The 18,435-nt window shown below is 72.4% G+C and carries 21 protein-coding genes; 11 read left to right on the top strand and 10 right to left on the bottom strand.

Features of this window, described 5'->3' with window-relative positions; translation table 11 throughout:
* Positions 1 to 164: 164 nt before the first annotated feature.
* Positions 165 to 791, top strand: a complete 627-nt coding sequence (locus ACERZO_RS16025; RefSeq protein ID WP_372665427.1) for a DUF4360 domain-containing protein — start codon at positions 165 to 167, stop codon at positions 789 to 791.
* A gap of 213 nt (positions 792 to 1,004) precedes the next feature.
* Here ACERZO_RS16025 and ACERZO_RS16020 read toward each other — a convergent pair whose 3' ends face one another.
* Complete coding sequence (locus ACERZO_RS16020) at positions 1,005 to 1,145, bottom strand: hypothetical protein (RefSeq protein ID WP_372665426.1); 141 nt, start codon at positions 1,143 to 1,145, stop codon at positions 1,005 to 1,007.
* Positions 1,146 to 1,257: 112 nt separating this feature from the next.
* A complete protein-coding gene (locus tag ACERZO_RS16015; protein ID WP_372665425.1) occupies positions 1,258 to 1,710 on the bottom strand; it encodes a MarR family winged helix-turn-helix transcriptional regulator in 453 nt (150 codons plus the stop codon).
* Between the two features lie 74 nt (positions 1,711 to 1,784).
* On the opposite strand from ACERZO_RS16015, the gene ACERZO_RS16010 reads away from it, so the two are divergent.
* From ACERZO_RS16010 to ACERZO_RS16000, 3 genes are all read left to right on the top strand, one after another.
* On the top strand, positions 1,785 to 3,830 hold the full coding sequence (locus ACERZO_RS16010; RefSeq protein WP_372665424.1) for an MMPL family transporter: 2,046 nt from the start codon (positions 1,785 to 1,787) through the stop codon (positions 3,828 to 3,830).
* A gap of 59 nt (positions 3,831 to 3,889) precedes the next feature.
* The gene (locus ACERZO_RS16005; protein WP_372665423.1) at positions 3,890 to 4,246 is read left to right on the top strand and encodes a hypothetical protein; all 357 of its coding nucleotides are present in this window, start codon (positions 3,890 to 3,892) and stop codon (positions 4,244 to 4,246) included.
* Between the two features lie 110 nt (positions 4,247 to 4,356).
* Positions 4,357 to 4,542, top strand: coding sequence for a pentapeptide repeat-containing protein (locus tag ACERZO_RS16000; RefSeq protein ID WP_372665422.1), 186 nt, complete (start codon positions 4,357 to 4,359; stop codon positions 4,540 to 4,542).
* Positions 4,543 to 4,608: 66 nt separating this feature from the next.
* Here ACERZO_RS16000 and ACERZO_RS15995 read toward each other — a convergent pair whose 3' ends face one another.
* The gene (locus ACERZO_RS15995; protein WP_372665421.1) at positions 4,609 to 4,986 is read right to left on the bottom strand and encodes a MerR family transcriptional regulator; all 378 of its coding nucleotides are present in this window, start codon (positions 4,984 to 4,986) and stop codon (positions 4,609 to 4,611) included.
* 49 nt (positions 4,987 to 5,035) lie between these two features.
* Here ACERZO_RS15995 and ACERZO_RS15990 point away from each other — a divergent pair, with 49 nt between their 5' ends.
* Positions 5,036 to 5,830 carry an MBL fold metallo-hydrolase gene (locus ACERZO_RS15990; protein WP_372665420.1) on the top strand — a complete coding sequence of 265 codons (795 nt, stop codon included), beginning with the start codon at positions 5,036 to 5,038 and terminating at the stop codon, positions 5,828 to 5,830.
* Here ACERZO_RS15990 and ACERZO_RS15985 read toward each other — a convergent pair.
* From ACERZO_RS15985 to ACERZO_RS15955, 7 genes are all read right to left on the bottom strand, one after another.
* Complete coding sequence (locus ACERZO_RS15985; RefSeq protein WP_372665419.1) at positions 5,827 to 6,168, bottom strand: STAS domain-containing protein; 342 nt, start codon at positions 6,166 to 6,168, stop codon at positions 5,827 to 5,829. The genes ACERZO_RS15990 and ACERZO_RS15985 overlap by 4 nt on opposite strands.
* Positions 6,165 to 7,235, bottom strand: coding sequence for a cobalamin B12-binding domain-containing protein (locus tag ACERZO_RS15980; protein WP_372665418.1), 1,071 nt, complete (start codon positions 7,233 to 7,235; stop codon positions 6,165 to 6,167). Before ACERZO_RS15980 ends, ACERZO_RS15985 begins: the two co-directional genes overlap by 4 nt.
* Positions 7,232 to 8,860 (bottom strand): PP2C family protein-serine/threonine phosphatase, encoded by a 1,629-nt coding sequence (locus ACERZO_RS15975; protein WP_372665417.1) that lies wholly within the window; start codon positions 8,858 to 8,860, stop codon positions 7,232 to 7,234. The genes ACERZO_RS15980 and ACERZO_RS15975 overlap by 4 nt, the downstream gene beginning before the upstream one ends.
* Positions 8,853 to 9,248 (bottom strand): ATP-binding protein, encoded by a 396-nt coding sequence (locus tag ACERZO_RS15970; RefSeq protein ID WP_372665415.1) that lies wholly within the window; start codon positions 9,246 to 9,248, stop codon positions 8,853 to 8,855. The genes ACERZO_RS15975 and ACERZO_RS15970 overlap by 8 nt, the downstream gene beginning before the upstream one ends.
* A gap of 92 nt (positions 9,249 to 9,340) precedes the next feature.
* Positions 9,341 to 9,727 (bottom strand): STAS domain-containing protein, encoded by a 387-nt coding sequence (locus ACERZO_RS15965; protein WP_372665414.1) that lies wholly within the window; start codon positions 9,725 to 9,727, stop codon positions 9,341 to 9,343.
* Between the two features lie 100 nt (positions 9,728 to 9,827).
* A complete protein-coding gene (locus ACERZO_RS15960) occupies positions 9,828 to 10,997 on the bottom strand; it encodes a VanZ family protein (RefSeq protein WP_372665413.1) in 1,170 nt (389 codons plus the stop codon).
* A 424-nt stretch (positions 10,998 to 11,421) separates the two neighbouring features.
* Positions 11,422 to 11,616 carry an antitoxin gene (locus ACERZO_RS15955; protein WP_372665412.1) on the bottom strand — a complete coding sequence of 65 codons (195 nt, stop codon included), beginning with the start codon at positions 11,614 to 11,616 and terminating at the stop codon, positions 11,422 to 11,424.
* Positions 11,617 to 11,819: 203 nt separating this feature from the next.
* Here ACERZO_RS15955 and ACERZO_RS15950 point away from each other — a divergent pair, with 203 nt between their 5' ends.
* The 6 genes from ACERZO_RS15950 to ACERZO_RS15925 all read left to right on the top strand — a co-directional run bounded on the left by ACERZO_RS15950 (position 11,820) and on the right by ACERZO_RS15925 (position 18,401).
* A complete protein-coding gene (locus tag ACERZO_RS15950; RefSeq protein ID WP_372665411.1) occupies positions 11,820 to 12,743 on the top strand; it encodes an NmrA/HSCARG family protein in 924 nt (307 codons plus the stop codon).
* Positions 12,740 to 13,141, top strand: coding sequence for a PPOX class F420-dependent oxidoreductase (locus ACERZO_RS15945; RefSeq protein ID WP_372665410.1), 402 nt, complete (start codon positions 12,740 to 12,742; stop codon positions 13,139 to 13,141). The genes ACERZO_RS15950 and ACERZO_RS15945 overlap by 4 nt, the downstream gene beginning before the upstream one ends.
* A gap of 93 nt (positions 13,142 to 13,234) precedes the next feature.
* Positions 13,235 to 14,908: a sulfatase-like hydrolase/transferase gene (locus tag ACERZO_RS15940; protein ID WP_372665409.1), complete on the top strand. Its 1,674-nt coding sequence runs from the start codon at positions 13,235 to 13,237 to the stop codon at positions 14,906 to 14,908.
* A gap of 110 nt (positions 14,909 to 15,018) precedes the next feature.
* Positions 15,019 to 16,212 (top strand): GGDEF domain-containing protein, encoded by a 1,194-nt coding sequence (locus ACERZO_RS15935; RefSeq protein ID WP_372665408.1) that lies wholly within the window; start codon positions 15,019 to 15,021, stop codon positions 16,210 to 16,212.
* Between the two features lie 167 nt (positions 16,213 to 16,379).
* Complete coding sequence (locus ACERZO_RS15930) at positions 16,380 to 16,709, top strand: hypothetical protein (RefSeq protein ID WP_372665407.1); 330 nt, start codon at positions 16,380 to 16,382, stop codon at positions 16,707 to 16,709.
* 570 nt (positions 16,710 to 17,279) lie between these two features.
* Positions 17,280 to 18,401 (top strand): S1 family peptidase, encoded by a 1,122-nt coding sequence (locus ACERZO_RS15925; protein ID WP_372665406.1) that lies wholly within the window; start codon positions 17,280 to 17,282, stop codon positions 18,399 to 18,401.
* Positions 18,402 to 18,435: the final 34 nt, after the last annotated feature.

Genomic DNA, 18,435 nt, shown 5'->3' with positions numbered 1-18,435 from the left:
AATCGGCTTTTCAAACGATAAAATGCGGGAAATGGATTTCCCGCACTCCGAGTTGTCGTGTTACTCCGTTCAGTGGCCGTCGAAAAGGTTGCGATCGCGCTACGATCCGTTCCGCGCGCGATCATCGTGGTGAAAAGGCACCGTGGCCCATTTGGAGGAGCGTCATGCTCGGTATGTTGGTCGTAGCCGGAATGGTTCTGTCCGCCCTCGCCGCACCCGTCGATTCCCCGGCGTCGCCGGCTCCGGCCGAAAAGATCACGCTCGACGTCAAGACCATCAACGGGTCGGGCTGCCCGGCGGGCACGGCCACGGCGACGGCCGACGTCGCGTCCGACAACACGTCCTTCACGGTGCACTACACGAACTTCACCGCCAAAGCCGGCGGTGGCGCGTCCGCGCTCGATGCCCGGAAGAACTGCCAGATCAACGTGCTCGTCCATGTGCCGCAAGGGTTCACGTACGCGATCGCGGAGGCGGAGTACCGCGGTTTCGCGCACATCGAGAGCGGGGCGAGCGCGCTCGAGCAGGCCAACTACTACTTCACGGGCACGGCGCCGACGGCCCGTGTGCGCCACACCTACCCGGGCCCGTTCCACGGCGTGTGGCGCGCGACGGACACCACCGACGTGGCGGCGCTCGTGTTCGCCCCGTGCGGTGAGGACCGCAACCTGAACATCAATGCGGAACTGCGCGCGGACGCGGGCAGCTCCGGTGGGACGAGTTACATCGAAATGGATTCCGAGCACGCGAGCGTGGACACGATTTACCACTTCGCGTGGAAGACCTGCTGAATTCCGCGGACAATGGCCCGCTCACCGGAACCCGTCCGGTGGGCGGGCCGGTTCGCGGGCCCGCGTCGAGGATGCGGATGTTCTCCAGTGCGGGGTGTTCCGGGAAGCCGCCGAGGACGGACTTGAGCCCGGTGCCGCCGCCGCAGCTACCGGTGGTTGCGTGGTCATGCTCCGTCAGTCGCCGCGGGGTCGCCAGGGGTGCTGTTCGACCGTCTACAACGGACGGACGCGCGTCGCGCCGCCCGAAGCCGGCAGCTCGGCCGGTTCGCCCGGCGCGGCCGGAGTCAGCGTGCATCGTCGCTCGAACCGCTCCATCAGGACGGTAGCGATCAGGAGGGCCACTGGGGTGCTCACCGCGATCCACATGCCAGAACAGCTACCCAGCCCCGCCGGAGCTGAATCACCGGGATGACCGCGGTGGTGGCCGCTGGGCGCGCGAACGCCCGCCTGGCCTGGGCGGAACCGGTCAGGTCACCGGTTGGTCTCGATCCGCCGCGGACAGCCGGGCGATCACCTGCAGCAAGCCGGCCCGGAACGCGTCGTCCTCGCCGAGGTCCCCGAGCACCGCGGGCTCGGCCCGCACCGCCCGTTCGTGGACCGCCCGGCCGTGGGCCGTCAGCTGGGTGACGTGCCGCCGGGCGTCCGCGGGATCCGGGGTCCGCGTGACGAACCCCGCCTTGGTCAGCCGGTCGAGGGTGCGGCTGATCGTCTGGTCCGTGACCTGGCAGCGCTGGGCCAGCGTCCGCTGGGGGAGCGGCCCGTCGCGCAGGGTGTGCAGCGCGATCAGCCCCGCGTGGGTGAGCCCCATGCCGTCGAGCACCGCCGCCCAGCGGTGTTCCACCAGGCGGGCCGCCACGGCGAGCAACCGGCCGGTCGGCCACGTGCTCAGGTCGGGTTCGGGGGTTGTGCTCACCGTCACTCCGGGTCGTCGTGCAGAATGTTCAGCTTGCTGAACAATTGGGCGTGTTCGCCCTCGAAAGGACCTTAGCGACCATGAACGACAAGCCGCGCCGCCTCCGCTGGCTGATCCCCGCCCTCCTGGTGATCGCCTGGCTCGGCCTGGGCGGGTTCGGCGGCCCGTTCGCCGGGAAGCTCGGCGAAGTCGCGAAGAACGACAACGCCGCTTTCCTGCCGCGCTCGGCCGAGGCCACCGAGGTCTCCGACGAGCAGAAGGCCTTCACCCCGCGCCAGGTGCTGCCCGCGACCGTCGTCGCGGAACGCTCCACCGGCCTGACCACCGAAGACCACCGGTTCCTCGACGCCAAGGCCGCGGAGCTGGGCACGGTCCCCGGCGTCGTCGGGCCGCTCGGGCAGCCCGAGAAGGCGCCGCGCGACGACCAAGCCGTGCAGCTGGCCGTCCCGATCCTCGCCGACGGCAACCCCGCCGACGTCGTGAAGGAGGTCCGCGCGAAGCTCACCGGCGCTCCCGACGGGCTCACCGTGCTGGTCACCGGGCCCGCCGGGCAGATCGCGGACCTGGTGACGGCCTTCGGCGGCATCGACGGCATCCTGCTGCTCGTCGCCGGCGGCGTCGTCGCGCTGATCCTCATCGTCGTCTACCGGAGCCCGCTGCTGCCGTTCCTCGTGCTGCTGTCGGCGGTCTTCGCGCTCGGCCTCGCGAGCCTCGTCGTCTACCTGCTGGCGAAGAACGACGTCCTGGCGCTCAACGGCCAGAGCCAAGGCATCCTCTCGATCCTCGTGTTCGGCGCGGCGACCGACTACGCGCTGCTGACCGTCGCCCGGTACCGGGAACAGCTGCGGGACACGCCGAGCCGCTTCGACGCGCTGAAGCTCGCCTGGCGCGCGACGCTCGAACCGATCGCCGCCTCGGCCGGCACCGTGATCCTCGGGGTGCTGTGCCTGCTGTTCAGCGACCTGAACTCGAACAAGGGCCTCGGCCCGGTCGCCGCGATCGGCATCGGCGCCGCGCTGCTGGCCTCGACGACGTTCCTGCCCGCCGTGCTGGCCTTGTGCGGCCGCGGCGCGTTCTGGCCGTTCAAGCCGGCGCTCGGCTCACCGCACCCCGAGACGTCCGGCGTCTGGGGGCGCGTGGCCCGCCTGGTCGGCCGCCGCCCGCGCGTGGTCTGGGTGGTGACGGCGCTGGTCCTCGGCGTCGGCGTCGCGTTCCTGCCGCAGCTCAAGGCGTCCGGCACCGCGCAGTCCGACGTCTTCCTCACCCAGGTGGAATCCGGGACCGGGCAGGACGTCCTCGGCCGGCACTTCCCGGGCGGCCTCGGCGCGCCCGCCATCACGATCGCCGACGCGGACGCCGTGCCTGCGGTGCTGGCCGCGTCCGAATTGGACGGAGTGGCGCAGTCGGTGCCGCTGCCCAAGGTGGTGAACGGCCGCGTGCAGATCCTGTCGGTGCTGAACGATCCGGCCGACTCCGAGGCGGCGGTCGCGACGGTCGGGCGGCTGCGGGACGCCGTGCACGCGGTCCCCGGCGCGAACGCGAAGGTCGGCGGCCCGACGGCGATCCAGCTCGACACGCAGCGGACGTCGGAACACGACCGGGCGCTGATCATCCCGATCGTGCTGCTAGTCATCTTCCTGGTGCTGGCCCTGCTGCTGCGGTCGCTGCTCGCGCCGCTGCTGCTGATCGCGACGGTGGTGCTCTCGTTCGCCGCGACGATGGGCGTGTCCGCGGTGGTGTTCAACCACATTCTCGACTTCCCGGGCGCGGACCCGGTCGTGCCGCTGTTCGGGTTCGTCTTCCTGGTGGCCCTGGGGATCGACTACAACATCTTCCTGATGACCCGCGTCCGCGAGGAGGCGCTGACCCGCGGCACGCGCGAAGGCACGCTGCGCGGGCTGTCGCTGACCGGCGGAGTGATCACGTCGGCGGGGGTGGTGCTCGCCGCGACGTTCTCGGCGCTGGCGGTGATCCCGATCCTGTTCCTCGCCCAGATCGCGTTCATCGTGGCGTTCGGCGTCCTGCTGGACACGTTCCTGGTGCGATCGCTGCTGGTGCCGGCGCTGACGGTCGACGTCGGGCGCCGCGTCTGGTGGCCGTCGAAGCTGGCTCGTCAGGAGGGTTGAGGCGCGTCGTCCGCTGGCCGGCGACTTCCGCCGTCTCACGGACTGTGACAGGCTGACCGGTGGGAACTTTTGCACTGCTGCCGAGGTTGCTGTACCCGCCGCTGTCGTCCGTAGAACTGCAGAACGTGCCCACCGCGACTCAGCGTATCGAGCTCCAGCTGGCCCGCAGTGCGTTGGAAAACAACGCTCGAACTCCTCTGCTGCAGGGACTTGGCGGCATATTCGTGGCAATCGGTCTGCTGGCGACGTGGCAGCAGACCAAGATCAGCCGAGAAGGCCAGATCACCGATCGATTCACCCATGCAGTCGACCAGCTCGGCAACGACAGACCAGAGGTGCGCGTCGGCGGAGATATCGAATCGGATGCCGCCGAGCTCGGATGGGCAGGTGTCCTGGCTCCAGCACCACGCTCCTGACGTGCAGACAGCGATGTGGGTGCTCGGCAACCGTCAGCCTGCGAAGAAGCCGGTTCGGCTTTATCTGTCCCGCGTGAACCTTCGCGGGGCGGATCTCGTCGACGCCCGATATGCGCCGGGCGAATCTGCAACACGCGAATCTGCAAGGCGCGAACCTGCGCGAAGCGAACCTGTACGAAGCTCGTCTCGAAGGAGCCGACCTCACCGGCGCCCGGTCGAGTGCGCAGACCGTCTGGCCGGCCGGTTTCGACGCTGAACGCCTGCGCAGCGCCGGGGTTGTGGTGGTCGACGAGTGATTGGCGGATCTTCGACAACTGACGAGGCCGGAAGCCCGGCCAAGACACCGTCGAAGCCGGCGAAGGCTACGAAATCGCCTGCTTGAAATCCGGGCATTCGACGAGCGGCACGTGGTCGCAGGTAGCCGCGTGCCGCAGGCTGTTGCGCATTCGGGTCAGGCGGTCGATCGTGTCCTCGAGCTCGGTTGCCTTGGCCGCCATGCGCTCGCGCAGGGCGGCGTCGCTCGGTGTTGCCACCAGGAACCGGGCGATCTCCGCGATCGTGAACCCCGCCCCGCGGGCGCAGGCGACCAGGTCGAGGCGCCGCAGGACGTCCGGGTGGTACGTGCGGCGCAGGCCGTTGCGGCCGGCCGGCTCGACGAGCCCGCGCTTCTCGTAGAACCGCAGCGCCGACGGCGCCAGCCCGGACTTTTCGGCGACCTCGGCGATGTCGAGCAGCGTCATGGAAAGCCTCCTTGACTTGAAGCGTAGTTCAAGTCCGACGATGGCGGCCATGAAGATCCACCACCTCAACTGCGGGTCCGTACGCCAGATCGAAGCCCCCGGCCTGCCGCCCGCGCCCGCGGTCAACCACTGCCTGCTCGCCGAAACCGACCACGACGGTCTCGTGCTCGTCGAAACCGGCCTCGGCCTCGACGACGTCCATGACCCCGCCGCCACGCTGGGCGGCGACTGGGTCGCGATGGCCCAGCCGCTGCTGTCCGAAGACGAGACCGCCGTCCGCCAGATCGCCCGGCTCGGCTTCGCACCCGAAGACGTGCGGCACGTGGTCGTCACGCACCTCGACGTCGACCACTGCGGCGGCCTGCCCGACTTCCCCGACGCCCGGGTCCACGTCCTCGCAGCCGAGAAGGACGCGGCTCAGGCCGAGGCGCCCAGCTTCCGCTACCGGCCCGCGCACTGGGCGCACGGGCCGAAGTGGGAGACCTATGAACAGCCGTCCGGGGACGACTGGTTCGGCTTCGCGTCGATCCCGCTGCGGGGAATCGACGCCGGCATCCGGCTCGTCCCGCTCGGCGGGCACACCGCGGGCCACGCGGGGGTCGCCGTCCACGACGGCAGCCGCTGGCTCCTGCACTGCGGCGACGCGTACTACTACCACCGGGAGCTCGACCCCGTGCCCGAGCCGCACCCGGTCCTCGACGTCGTCCAGACCCGCTCGGAAATCCACCACGACCTGCGCCTGGGCACGCAGGCGCGGCTGCGCGAACTCGTCCGAAGGCACGGCGGCGAGGTGACGGTCTTCAGCGCCCACGACCCGTGGGAGCTGGCCCGGCTGCGCGCCTAGGAGTCGAGCCGGGCCCGGGACGGCGGGGCCTCGCCGGTCAGGTACGCCGCCGTCCCGGTGACGGCCAGCAGCCGGTCGAGCGAACGCGGGCGGTTGTCCAGGTGCAGCCGGGCGCCCGCGCCGGTGACCGCGCGGTGGACCAGCAGCAGGGTCGACAGCCCGGAGGAGTCGCAGAAGGCGAGCCCGGCGCAGTCGAGCCGCACGTCCCGGATTCCGTCGTCGGCCAGCCGGTCGGTGACCAGGTGCAGCAGTGTCGCCGCCGTGGCGAACTCCAGGGCACCGGTGATCGTGACGCGGGCCGTTTCGCCGTCCGGGACCCACGTACAGGTCAACGTCATGCCGAGAGCCCCGATCCGGCGGCCGGGCCCGCCACGTGCGTGCGAGCCGCGCCGAGCAGGCCGGTGGCCCGCGGGAAGTCGCGCAGCTCCGCCTCGAGCAGCTCGAGGGCGGGAACCAGCGAGGCGGCCGGGACGCCGCGCGCGGTGAGGATGCCGGCGGTCCAGCTCAGGAAGCCGGTGAACAGCTCCGCGTCGCCGACGTACAGCGCGGTCGCCAGGAACTCGACGATGTGGGCGAGGTCCTCGGCGGTGTGCTGACGCTGCAGGTCGGTGTAGGTCCGCATGGCCGGGACGCGCTCCTCCAGCCCGGCCAGCACCGCCTTCACCAGCCGGCCCGCGCTGCGCGTGACCAGCGTGTACTCCTGGTCGGCCAGGTGCGGCAGGTCGTCGAGCGGCTGGTGCCCGGCGTGCGGGCGGGGGAGCGGCTCGGCCAGCCGGTCGGCGGCGGAGCGCGCGTCCGGCGCCCACGCCTCGGCGCCGAGCAACCGGGCGTACCGGCCGTCGGGCCCGAACGCGGCACCGCCGGCGATGACCGGCGTCGCGGCCGCCTGGCACGCGGTGATCGTGGCGTGCGCGGTCGGCAGCCGGGTCGCGATCGACCCGGACAGCGCGACCGCGTCCGGCCCGGTGCGGTGCAGGTGGGCGACCAGGTGCGGGGCGGGCACCTGCGCGCCGAGGTAGTCGACCCGGAAGCCGCGCAGCCGCAGCACTTCGGCGAGCAGCCGGGCGGGCATCGCGTGCCACTCGCCGTCGACGCAGGCGACGGTGATCCGGCCGAGGTGCGGTTCCGGCCGCTTCAGCACGTACCCGAAGGTCGCGATGACGCGGTCGTTGATCGCGGTCGCGGCGTGCTCCTGGGCCACGGTGAGGCGGTTGGCCGCCCACTCCTGGCCGACCTTGCGCTGCACCGCGCCGATCACGTCGAGCAGCAGGCTCTCCGGGTCCGCGCCGGCCCCGAGCGCCTGGACCACGACGTCGCCGGCGGCGTACTCGTCGCCCGTCGTGACGGCGTCCCAGAGCCGTTCGGCGTGCTCGGCCACCCCGGGCGTGCGGGTGGGGGTGCTCATGCCGTGTACCGCCCGCGACCGTGGCCGCCGACCGCGGCCAGGTGCTGGCCGCGCGGCGCGGTGATCGCCAGCACGGCCATGTCGTCGTGGGCGCCGCGGCCGATCCACTGCGACGCGAGCATCTGGATCCGCTCGACGACGGCGTCGGCGGGCATGTTCGCGCACTCGGTGAGGGACTGCCGGAGCCGGTCCTCGCCGAACATCGCGTCCCCGAGCGGGCCGCCGCGGGCCTCGACGATCCCGTCGGTGTAGAGCAGGCACGTCTCGCCGGGGTCGAGCGTGACGTCCGTGCCGGACGACTCGATCTCGGGCAGCACGCCGATCAGGCTCCCGTGGGTGTCGGCCTCCTCGACCCGGCCGTCGGCCCGGACGATCAGGGGCGGCGGGTGGCCGGCGCAGGTGACCCGCAGGCGGACGGTGGCGCCCTCGCGGCGCGCCGAGGCGAGCACGAGCGTGACGAACCGGGCGTTCCGGCCGTCGGCGAGCGTGCGGTTCAGCAGGTTCAGCAGCCGCTCGTGGTCGTCGGCGATCGGCAGCAGGGCGCGCAGCGTGGTGCGGATCTTGCCGGTCAGCACCGCGGCGTCGAGGCCCTTGCCGCAGACGTCACCGAGCACGGCCAGCGACTCGTCGCCGTCGGTGGTGAGCGCCGAGTGCACGTCGTAGAAGTCGCCGCCGATGCGTTCGCCGTCGCGGGCCGGGCGGTAGCGGCCGGCGAACTCGACGCCGCCGAGCTGCTCGAGCGTCGGCGGGAGCAGCTCGCGCATCAGCGTGTCGGTTATCGACGCCTGCAGCGCGAACACGCGCGCCGCCGACATCGCCGCGCCGGCCCGCGCCGCGAACAGCCGGGCGAAGAGCTCTTCGGAGTCGGTGAACGACGCCCGGTCGCCGCGGCGGAGCAGCACCAGCGCGCCGGCGGGGACGCCGTGGCCGGGCAGCGGCGTGACGACGATCGAGCCGACCGGGCCGAAGCCCGCCGGGAGCACCCAGCCGGGTGCCGCTTCCGGGTCGAGCCAGCGCGAGGGCACCGGGGGGAAGCCCTGCAGCGCCTCGCCGAGGCCGGGCAGGTCGTCGGGGTCGATTTCGAGCCGGGCCCGCGTCGGCTCCCCGCCGCGCACGCAGGTGACGGCGGGGTAGGTCGCGCCGGTGGTGGGCGCCAGGACGAGGGCGGCGTCGGCGAGGTGCTGCGCGGCGAGGCGGGCGGCGACCTCCATGCAGCGTTCCAGGTTGAGCGAGCCGAGCAGCGCGGCCGAGGCGTCGCTGAGGAACGCGGTCCGCTCCTGTTCGCGGACCAGGGCATCCCGGGCCCCGCGGGCGTCGGTCTCGTCGATCAGCCACCACGTGACGGATTCGCCGTGCGGGATCCGGTGCGCCGCGAAGGACTGGGGGCCGACGGCGCCGCGGACGACCTCGTCGCCGCGGCGGTCGTGCGCGGCCATCAGCCAGTCCGGCACGGCCTCGGCGAGCCGGCCGCCGGGCTCGGCACCCGGGAAGAGCGTGCGGGCGGCTTCGTTGAGGGCGAGGACGACCCCGGCGGTGTCGGCGCAGACGGCCGCCACGGGCGCGGCTGCCCAGCCCAGGTCGCCGGTGTCCGGGACGGTCGGCGTGCTGCGCGCCGGGTCAGCCATGCGCACCAGCGGGGTCGTCAGTGGTCAGCTCGGCCCACAGGGTCTTGCCGCTGGGCCGGCGCAGCTGGCCCCAGGCCGCCGCGCAGCGCTCCACCAGCAGCAGCCCGCGGCCGCCCTGGTCGGACGGCGTCCGCCGGCGCGCGGGCTCGCCCCCGCCGTCGTCGACCTCGATCCGCAGCTTCGCGGCGCCGGGCAGCAGTCGCACGTGGTAGGGCGCGCGGCCGTGGCGCAGCGCGTTCGAAGTCAGCTCGTCGACCACCATGACCGCGGTGCTGACCACGTTCGCCGGGAACTCCCGCAGGACGGTGCGGACCCAGTGCCGGACTTTCGCCAGCTCGGTGAGCTCGGCGGTGATGCCGAGCTCGTGCCGGATCGTTCTCAGGTTCACGTCCGCCTCCCTGTCCGTGCCGGGCTCCGGGGAGAAGCCCTCCCCTTCTTCATGCCCGGATCCGGGCCCGCCGACACGGGTATCGGAGGAGGTCATGCTTCTTCGCCCCAGGAAGCCCGGACCGCGGCGACGCTCGGGTGCACCGGCATGACGTCGCCGAGGCGGAGCAGTTCGATCGGCCGGAGCACGGCGGGGACGGTCGTCACGACGGCCAGCCGGCCGCCCGCCGCGCGCAGCCCGCTGCCCAGCCGCAGCAGGACCTGCAGGCAGCTGGAGTCGCAGTACTCGACTTCGGACATGTCCAGCACGACGTCCTCGGCCCCGGGCTCCTGCGGGAGCGCCTCGGCCAGCTTCGCCGAGACCGCGAAGTCGAATTCGCCACGGAGAGTGATGATCCGCGGGTCCGCGTCTTCGCCGACGTCGAGCGACCAGCCGTCACCGGTGTACCGCTGCCGCGGCCGCGTTGCGTCGGTTGTCATGCAGAACTCCAGGATGGGGATCAGGGCGCGGGCTGGCGGCTCAACCTGCTCCCGACGCAATCTACCAGCGCCGCCCGGCCCGGGCAGCCCGGTGTCCCCGTCACCGTCCTTTAAGGACTTCCTCCCGGCGGGCCGGTTCGGGCGCCGCCCCGGGCTCCGGGACGTCCGGCACGATGGCCACGTTCACCGTCCGCGTCAGCCGTTCGTAGGGTGCCCGGTGCTCGCCGTCGAGCAGCACGGCCAGCGGCGTCCAGACGCCCACGACGAACACCGACGCGGCCAGCGCGACCGGCAGGAGCAGCAGTCCGGGGTGGCTGCCGAGGTCCCAGCGGTCCACGTCGAGCACCAGCCACGCCAGCCACAGCGGCGAGAGCAGGACGCCGTTGCGGACCAGCAGCGCGATCGGGCCGGCCCGGCGCCGTCCCCGGCGCACCACGCGCAGCAGCATCGCCCGCTTCCCGGGCGTCGACCCGGTCACCGCGGGCAGCACCACGAACCACACGAGGGCGAGGATGACGACCGGCGTGTCGCGGTGGGTCAGGTCCTCGCCGAACAGCGTGAGCAGGCCGAACAGGAAGCCGAGCAGCGCGGCGAACCCGAGCAGGTCGGTGGCCAGGGCGAAGAGCCGGCGGGTGAAGGTGACCTTCGCGGCGTAGCGGCGCCGGTCGTGCTCCGGCTCCGGCGAGGGCAGCAGCTTGCCGAGCGGACCGGCGACCAGCCAGCCCACGACGACGCCGGCGGTGTTGAGGATCAGGTCGTCGACGCTGAAGAGCCGGTACGGGCAGGGGTAGACGAACCACAGGCCGGTCAGCTGCGTCAGCTCGAAGAACAGCGAGACGCCGAAGCCGATGAGCGTCGCGGGGACGAGCCGCATCCGCTGCGCGTAGCGGACGTAGAACCCCAGCGGCGCCAGCATCACGACGTTGAGCGCGGTGGTCCAGACCGCCGGGTTGTGCAGCAGCGCGCCGGGGCTCCAGTGCCCGCGAGCGCGCTGCGACACGACTTCGACGAAGTAGAAAGGCCGCAACTGCGGAGAACTCGCGTAGGTGTGCCCCGCGCAGTACGCCGGGTCGGCGGGCAGCGGCAGCACCGTCTGCGTCGCGATCGCCAGCAGGTAGAAGAGGAACGCGTAGAAGACGAACGTCGGCCAGCCGCCCGCGCGGCCGCGCCGGCGGTAGCTGACGAACGCGGCGGGCAGCATGACGGCCAGCACGAGGAACGGGAAGAGGATGAGGGCCGTCCGGACGGGGACGAGGTAGGTGGCGACCACGGAGCCGGTGGTACCCAGCCGGACGGGGAGCGAAGCGTCCTTCCCCCGGACGGCTGGACGGGCTCACCGGCGCCGGTGCCGGCCGGCCCCGCTCCGGCACGGACGCGCCGGTCGCGGCCCGCTGCGGGTGGGTCCTGCTGCCCGCCGCCGCTGCCGGCTCCGCTCGATCGTCTTGAATGAGTCATTCAGGACCTCCCAGGTCCTGAATGACTCATTCAAGACGGCCGGTCACCGGTGGCGGAGCGGCGGAGCCACGCGGCTTCGCCCGACCTCCCCGGACGGACAGGCGGGCTCGCCAAGCCCGGTGCCGGCCGGCCCGCCGCCGCGCCGGGTGCGGTGCGGCGGCGACGGCCGGGCCGGGCCGGGCCGGGCCGACGGCGATGGCCGGGCCGGGCTCACGGCGGCGGCGAGGGCCGGGCCGGGCTCACTGCGGGGGCGCGTCCTGCTGTCCGCCGCCCTGGTTGTGCAGGTAGTCCTTCACCTTCTCCGAGCCCTGGTCGATCTTGTCGGAGTGCTCGCCGAACCGCTGCTTGGCGGCGTCGGCGGCCTTGTCCACACCCTGGTCGGCCTGGTCCGGGTGCTTGCCGAGCGCTTCCTTGGCCTTGTCGAACAGGTTCATCGGTGCCTCCGTTCGGAATCCGATCTTCGGACACCCCGAGGAGAACACCGGCGCAACCGGCCCGCAACCGAATGGCCGTACCCACTCACCTGTCGTGGGTATTACCGCCCCTTTCCCGGGTGAAAGGTCGCCGCCCGGGTTTGGAACCGGCGAACTCGGGTAGCGGCCGATTCCTTTGCCGGGCGGGCCGGGTCGGTACGGGCATGAGCACTTCTCCGAACGAAAAACGCGTGGTCGCCGTCGTCGGCGCCACCGGGCGGCAGGGCGGCGGGCTGGTCCGCTCGATCGCCGCGGACCCGGACGGCGGCTTCACCGTCCGGGCCGTCACGCGCGACGCGGGTTCGCCGCGCGCGAAGGAACTGGCCGGGCTGGGTGCGGAAGTGGTGGTCGCCGACCTCGACGACCCCGCGTCCGTCGAGGCGGCCTTCACCGGCGCGTACGGCGCCTTCTGCGTCACCAACGCCCAGGAACACCCGCCGGAACGGGAAACCGCCCACGCCGCCACGATGGCCGCGGCGGCCCGCCGGGCCGGCGTCGCGCACGTGGTGTGGTCGACGTTCGAAGACACCCGGACGTTCGTCCGGCCCGGCGACGACCGGATGCCGCCGCTGCCCGGGGGTTACCTGGTCCCGCACTACGACGCCAAGGGCGCCGCCGACGCGGAGTTCGACGCCGCCTCGACCACGTTCCTGCGCACGGCCTTCTACTGGGAAAACCTCCTCGACAGCGGCGGCCCGGCTCGCGGCGACGACGGCGTCCGCACGCTGGCGCTGCCGCTGGGGTCCGCGCGGCTGCCCGGCATCGCGGTGGCGGACATCGGCCGCTGCGCCCACGCGATCCTCCGGCGCCCGGAACTGGCGGGGAAAACGGTGAGCGTCACCGGCGAAAACCTCACCGGCGCCGAACTCGCGGCCGGGTTCGCCGAATTCCTCGGCGAACCGGTGCGGTTCCAGGACGTCCCCGTGACCGCGTTTCCCGCGGAACTGGCCAACATGTTCCGGTTCACCCAGGACTTCGAAACCGCGTACGCGGGGGCCCGCGATCCCGCCGAAGTCCGCGCACTGCACCCCGGCCTGCTGACTTTCCGGCAGTGGCTGTTCGAAAACCCGGAAAGGACGTCCCGATGACCGTGCCCTTGACCGAAGCCGCCCGCGAAGTGCTCGACGGCCCGCACACGGCGGTGCTCGCCACCTCGAACGCCGACGGCCGGCCGCAGTCGTCGGTGATCTTCGTCAAGCGCGACGGCGACACCGTCGTCTTCAGCACCATCAAGGGGCGGCTGAAGACCCGGAACATGGAACGCGACCCGCGGGTCAGCCTGCTGGTTTCCACCAACCCCGGCCGGTACGTCGAGGTCCGGGGCGCCGTCGAGATCACCGCCGACCCGGAAAAGGTGCTGCTGCACGAAATGTACGACCGGTACATGGGCGGGAAGACACCGCCGCCGGAACCGGACGCGCAGCGGCTGATCGTCCGGATCGTCCCGGAAAAGCTGTACGTCTGGCCGCCGGCGGAGGCCGCTTGAACCGCCCGGGGCCCGAACCCGTATACCGGGTGAGGATCGCCGGTCCCGCCGCACGGGCCGGGCGGTCACCGCCGCGATCGACGTGAGGCCCGCATGCTCGGAAAGCCCGTTCCAGCCGCCGCACCGCTGCCCGACTTCGGGTTGCCCCGGACCGGGCGGCGGCACGCCGTCGCGGGCGTGGTCGTGACCGCGCTCGCGGCGCTGCTGGTGCTGTTCGCGCTCCTCGCCCCGGACGACCTCACCGCCTTTTCCGCCGACGCGCTGGTGCGAGTGCCGGTCGAGGGGATCGTCATGGCCGCGTTCGTGCTGGTGCTGCCGCCGCGGCCGCGCCGGGTCGTCGCGGTGCTCGCCGGCCTGGCGCTCGGGCTGCTCGTCGTGCTGAAGGCGCTCGACACGGGCTTCTACGCGACGCTCGAGAAGCCGTTCGACCCGGTCTACGACTGGAGCTTCTTCAGCGCCGGGGTCGAGTTCCTCGCCGGGCAGATCGGCGAGGCCGGCGCGATGGCCGCGCTCGCCGGCGCGGGCGTGCTCGCGGTCGCCGTCGTGGTGTTCATGGTGCTGGCGGTGCTGCGGCTGAGCCGGATCGCCGCGGGGCACCGGACCGGCGCGACGCGCGTGGTGGCCGTGCTCGGCGTGGTCTGGATCGTCAGCTCGGTGTTCGGGGTCGAACTCGCGCCGGGCCGGCCGCTCGCCGCGCAGAGCGCCGCCGCGCTGGCCTACGGCGACCTGCGCCAGGTCAGCGCGGACCTGCGTGAGCAGCGGCCGTTCGGAGAGGTCGCCGCCGAGGACGCGTTCCGCGGCACGCCCGGTGACCAGCTGCTGGGCGGCCTGCGCGGCAAGAACGTCGTGCTCACCTTCGTCGAGAGCTACGGCCGGGTCGCGCTGGACGACCCCGCCATCGCCCCGAAGATCGGCGCGACGCTCGACGCGGGCACGGCCGAGCTGCGCGCGGCGGGCATCGGCGCCAAGAGCGCGTTCCTGTCCTCCTCGACGTTCGGCGGCGGGAGCTGGCTGGCCCACTCGACGGTGCAGTCGGGCATGTGGATCGACAACCAGCAGCGCTACAACGACCTCCTGGCGAGCGACCGGCTGACCCTGGGCGGGGCGTTCCAGCGGGCCGGCTGGAAGACCGTGTGGGACGTCCCGGCGCACACCAAGGACTGGCCGGAGGGCCAGAAGTTCTACCACCCGGACGCCTACTACGACGCCCACCACGTCGGCTACCAGGGCCCCGGCTACGCCTACGCCACCATGCCCGACCAGTTCACGCTCTCGATGCTGCAGCGCACCGAGCTCGCGAAGGCCGCGCAGAAGCCGGTGATGGCCGAGGTCGACCTCGTCTCCAGCCACGCGCCGTGGTCGCCGCGGCCCTGGCTGGTGGACTGGAACCAGGTCGGCGACGGCTCGGTCTTCGCGCCGCAGCCGGGCGCGGGCGAGGCGCCGGAGTCGGTCTGGAAGGACCCGGCGAAGATCCGCGACGCCTACCGCGACGCCACCGACTACTCGCTCAAGACCCTGATCTCGTTCATGCAGCACTACGGCGACGAGAACACCGTCCTGGTGTTCCTCGGCGACCACCAGCCACCGGTCGTCACCCCGCAGGGCGCGGTGCACGACGTGCCGATCACGATCGTCGCCAAGGACCCGAAGGTGCTGGACCGGATCGCCGGCTGGGGCTGGACGGACGGCCTGCACCCGGCCGCGCAGGCACCGGTCTGGAAGATGGACTCCTTCCGCGACCGCTTCCTGACCGCGTTCGCCCACTGACCGTCCACTGAGGACACTCCGGCCGGTGGCTTCCGGGGACGCGCCCGGTGCGCCTATCCTGGAACCGCCGGGCGGGGGAGCCCGGCCGATCCACGGACACGGGAGGGAAAGTGGATCAGCAGGGGGAGTCTCGTTTCGCGTACCGCGGCGTGCCGCCCGGGGTCGTGCCGTACTACGTCGCGATCGAGGTCGGTGCGGTCGCGTTGCTGGTCCTGGCCGTGCCCTCGACGAAACCGGCCCCGCGGGAGTGGCTCTTCTTCGCCGTCCTGCTGGCTTCGGCGGCCGTGCAGACCGAGCTGTCGGCGAAGACCGAGCGGATGCGCCGGTTCCTCTCGCGGAACCCGCACGTCAGCGTCGCCTCGGTGTGGTACTTCGCCGGGGCGCTGGTGCTGCCGCCGGTCCCGGCCGCGGTGCTCGCGGTGCTGGTCTACGGGCACCTGTGGGGGCGCACGGCGGGCGGCGTGCCGGGCAGCAGGCTGTACCGGGCGACCTGCTCGGCCGCGACGCTCGTGGTTACCGTCTTCGCGGCCGGCGCCGTCGCCGACGTGGCCGGGCCGATCGCGGCCGGCCTGACGTTGGCCCTGGTCAACACGCTGCTCGTGATGGTCGGGTTCAAGCTCCACGAGCCGGGCCGCCCGTTCCTGTCCCTCGCGGGCTCGGTGTCGGAGAACCTGCTCGACGCGGCGACGCTGTGCCTCGGCGTCGTGGCGGCCGCGCTGCTGCCGGCGCGGCCGTGGCTGGTCCCGCTGCTGGTGCTGCCGGTCGTGCTGCTGCACCGCGGCGAGCTCGGCCGGCGCCTGGAGCTGCGGGCCCGCGACCCCAAGACCGGCTTGCTGACCAGCGGGGAGTGGCGGGCGCGGGCCGAGGCCGAGCTGAGCCGGGCGGCGCGGACGGGGAGCGACTGCGGGATCCTGATGCTCGACCTCGACCACTTCAAACGCGTCAACGACACCTACGGGCACCTGGCGGGCGACGACGTCCTGCGGGCGGTCGCCGGCGCCGTCCGGGCCGAGGTGCGGGTCTACGACTCGGTCGGCAGGTTCGGCGGGGAGGAGTTCGTCGTGCTGCTGCCGGGGATCGGGCGGGTCCACTCCGTGGCGGTCGCCGAACGGATCCGCGACGCGGTGGCGGCGCTGGCCGTCGTGACCGCGGACGGGACGCGGATCGCCGGGATCTCGGTGTCGATCGGCGTGGCGGTGCACCCGGCCGCGGGCCGCGGGGTGGACGAGGTGCTCGGCGCCGCGGACAAGGCCGTCTACGCGGCGAAGAACGCCGGCCGCGATCGGGTTTGCGTCAGCCGTTGAGGAATTGCGCGCCCGTCCGCCATCCGTCCAGGGGCGCGGGCTAGCCCGGATGGAGCAGTGTGGTGACGTTCCGCTGCACCCGCATTCACTGGCCCGATGAATTGCCGGTAATTCTTCCGCGCTTCTACGCTCCATAACGTCGGGTCTCTCCGCGCTGAGGAGTTTTCATGCGAAGGAAATGGGCGGTTCTCGGGGTCGCTGTGTTTTCGCTGTTCGGCTTGTCGGTCGTGCCCGCGGCCGCCGCCGGCGGCGACTTCGCGCCACCCGGCTGTTTCGGCGAGCGCTACGGAACCCTCTTCGGCCAGGGGGTTTCGGTCAGCTGCTTCCCCGGCGAGGGGTACGGGTACCGCGTGATCGCGCACTGCGCCAACGGCAGCGCGTTCTGGTTCGTGGCCGGCGATTTCGTGCCGTACGGATTCGGCCCGGCGGTCGCGGAATGCTCGGGAGCGCTGCTGGTCCCGGCGCGGGTGGTGACCTACCAGGTCGACGAAATCTGATTTCCGCAGAACCGTCCGGCCACCCATTCCGGGGTGGCCGGGCGGTGTCGGTTTTCCGGCGTCGGGAGGTGCGCCGGTCGTTCATCGCGTCCCGGTCCCGGTCGATTCCGAGCCCGGGTGTTTCCGGGGGCACCGCGTCCCCGTTTTCGACGGCGTGATGCCGTCGGCCCGGGCGTGTCCGCTGACGTCGTCGGCCGGCAGCCCCCTTGCGCAGAATCCTATAGGAAATACGATTGCCGGCGACCGGGCCGTGGACTGTCAACGGCCGCCCGGCAGGGGACGGTCATGCACGTCTGCTGCCCCGCAGACTCTGGTTCCCGCCGCCGTCCGCACCCGCGTGCTGTACTTGGTCCAGACCTTCGTCGGCGCGGACGGGTGACACCGGATCGCGCTTCTTTCGCGCGCCGGAAACCCTTGCCGGGCAATGCATCCATGCCGGAAGTCCGCTGTGGACAGTCGTTCGCCTCCGCGAATTCCGGACAGAAGACCGGACATTTCTGGACCACCTCCGCCGCCGCCCGCACACTCGGCGCACGGTGTGTTTCTTTCCCCCTGCCCGAAGGAGACCTCATGCGTCGAAGAATCGCCCTCACCCTCGGCGGCGTCGCCGTCCTGACCGCGTCCCTCGCTTCGTCCTCCCTCAGCCCGGCCGTCGCGTCGCCGGGACTGATCGCCGCCATGCAGCGGGACTTCGGCCTGACCGCCGCCCAGGCCGAAACCCGGCTCGGTCAGGAAGTGACCGCCGCGCGGGTCATGCCGGCCGCCCAGCGGGCCGCCGGGGCCGCGTTCGGCGGCGCGTGGTTCGACCCCGCGCTCGGCAAGCTCGTCGTCGGCGTGACCGACCCGGCCGCGGCGCAAGCGGTCCGGCAGGCCGGTGCCGAAGCCGCGCCGGCGAAGGTCAGCGCGGCCAAGCTCGACGCCGCGAAGGCCGCGATCGACGCGTCCGCCAAGGCGAACCCCGCGCCGGCGGCCGTCAGCGGCTGGCGCACCGACCCGCGCGCCGGCAGCGTCGTCGTCACCCTGCGGCCGGGCGCGCACGGCGCCGACGTCGACGCCTTCCTCGCGAAAGCCCGTGAAGCCGGTCCGGTCACCGTCGCGACCGCGCCGGCCGCCGAGCCGTTCTCGGCCGGGACCGTCGGCGGCGACCCGTACTACATCAACGGCAACACCCGCTGCTCGATCGGCTTCTCGGTGCAGGGCGGCTTCGTCAGCGCCGGGCACTGCGGCGGCGTCGGCAGCTCGGTGGTCGGCTGGGACGGCTCGGCCATGGGCAGCTTCGCCGGTTCGTCCTTCCCGGGCAACGACTACTCGTTCATCCGCATCGGCAACGGCTGGTGGACCGCGCCGGTCGTGCTCGGCTGGGGCACGGTGAGCGACGCGCTCGTCCGCGGCTCGTGGGTCGCGCCGGTCGGGACGTCGGTGTGCCGCTCGGGCTCGACGACGCACTGGCACTGCGGTGTCGTCGAAGGGCTCAACGAGACCGTCAACTACTCCCAGGGTGCCGTCTACCAGATGACCCGCACGAACGTCTGCGCCGAACCCGGTGACTCGGGCGGTTCGTTCATCACGGGCGACCAGGCTCAGGGCGTCACCTCCGGTGGCTGGGGCAACTGCAGCTCCGGTGGCGAGACGTGGTTCCAGCCGGTGAACGAGATCCTGCAGACCTACGGCCTGTCGCTCGTCACGGCGTAGGAAAATTTCTCCGGCGGCGGCCGATGAATCCGGC

This window comes from Amycolatopsis kentuckyensis (assembly GCF_041679295.1).
Lineage (GTDB): Bacteria > Actinomycetota > Actinomycetes > Mycobacteriales > Pseudonocardiaceae > Amycolatopsis > Amycolatopsis kentuckyensis_A.
Note: the sequence above shows the minus strand (reverse complement) of the source record. Positions and strands in the feature narration are given on the sequence as shown.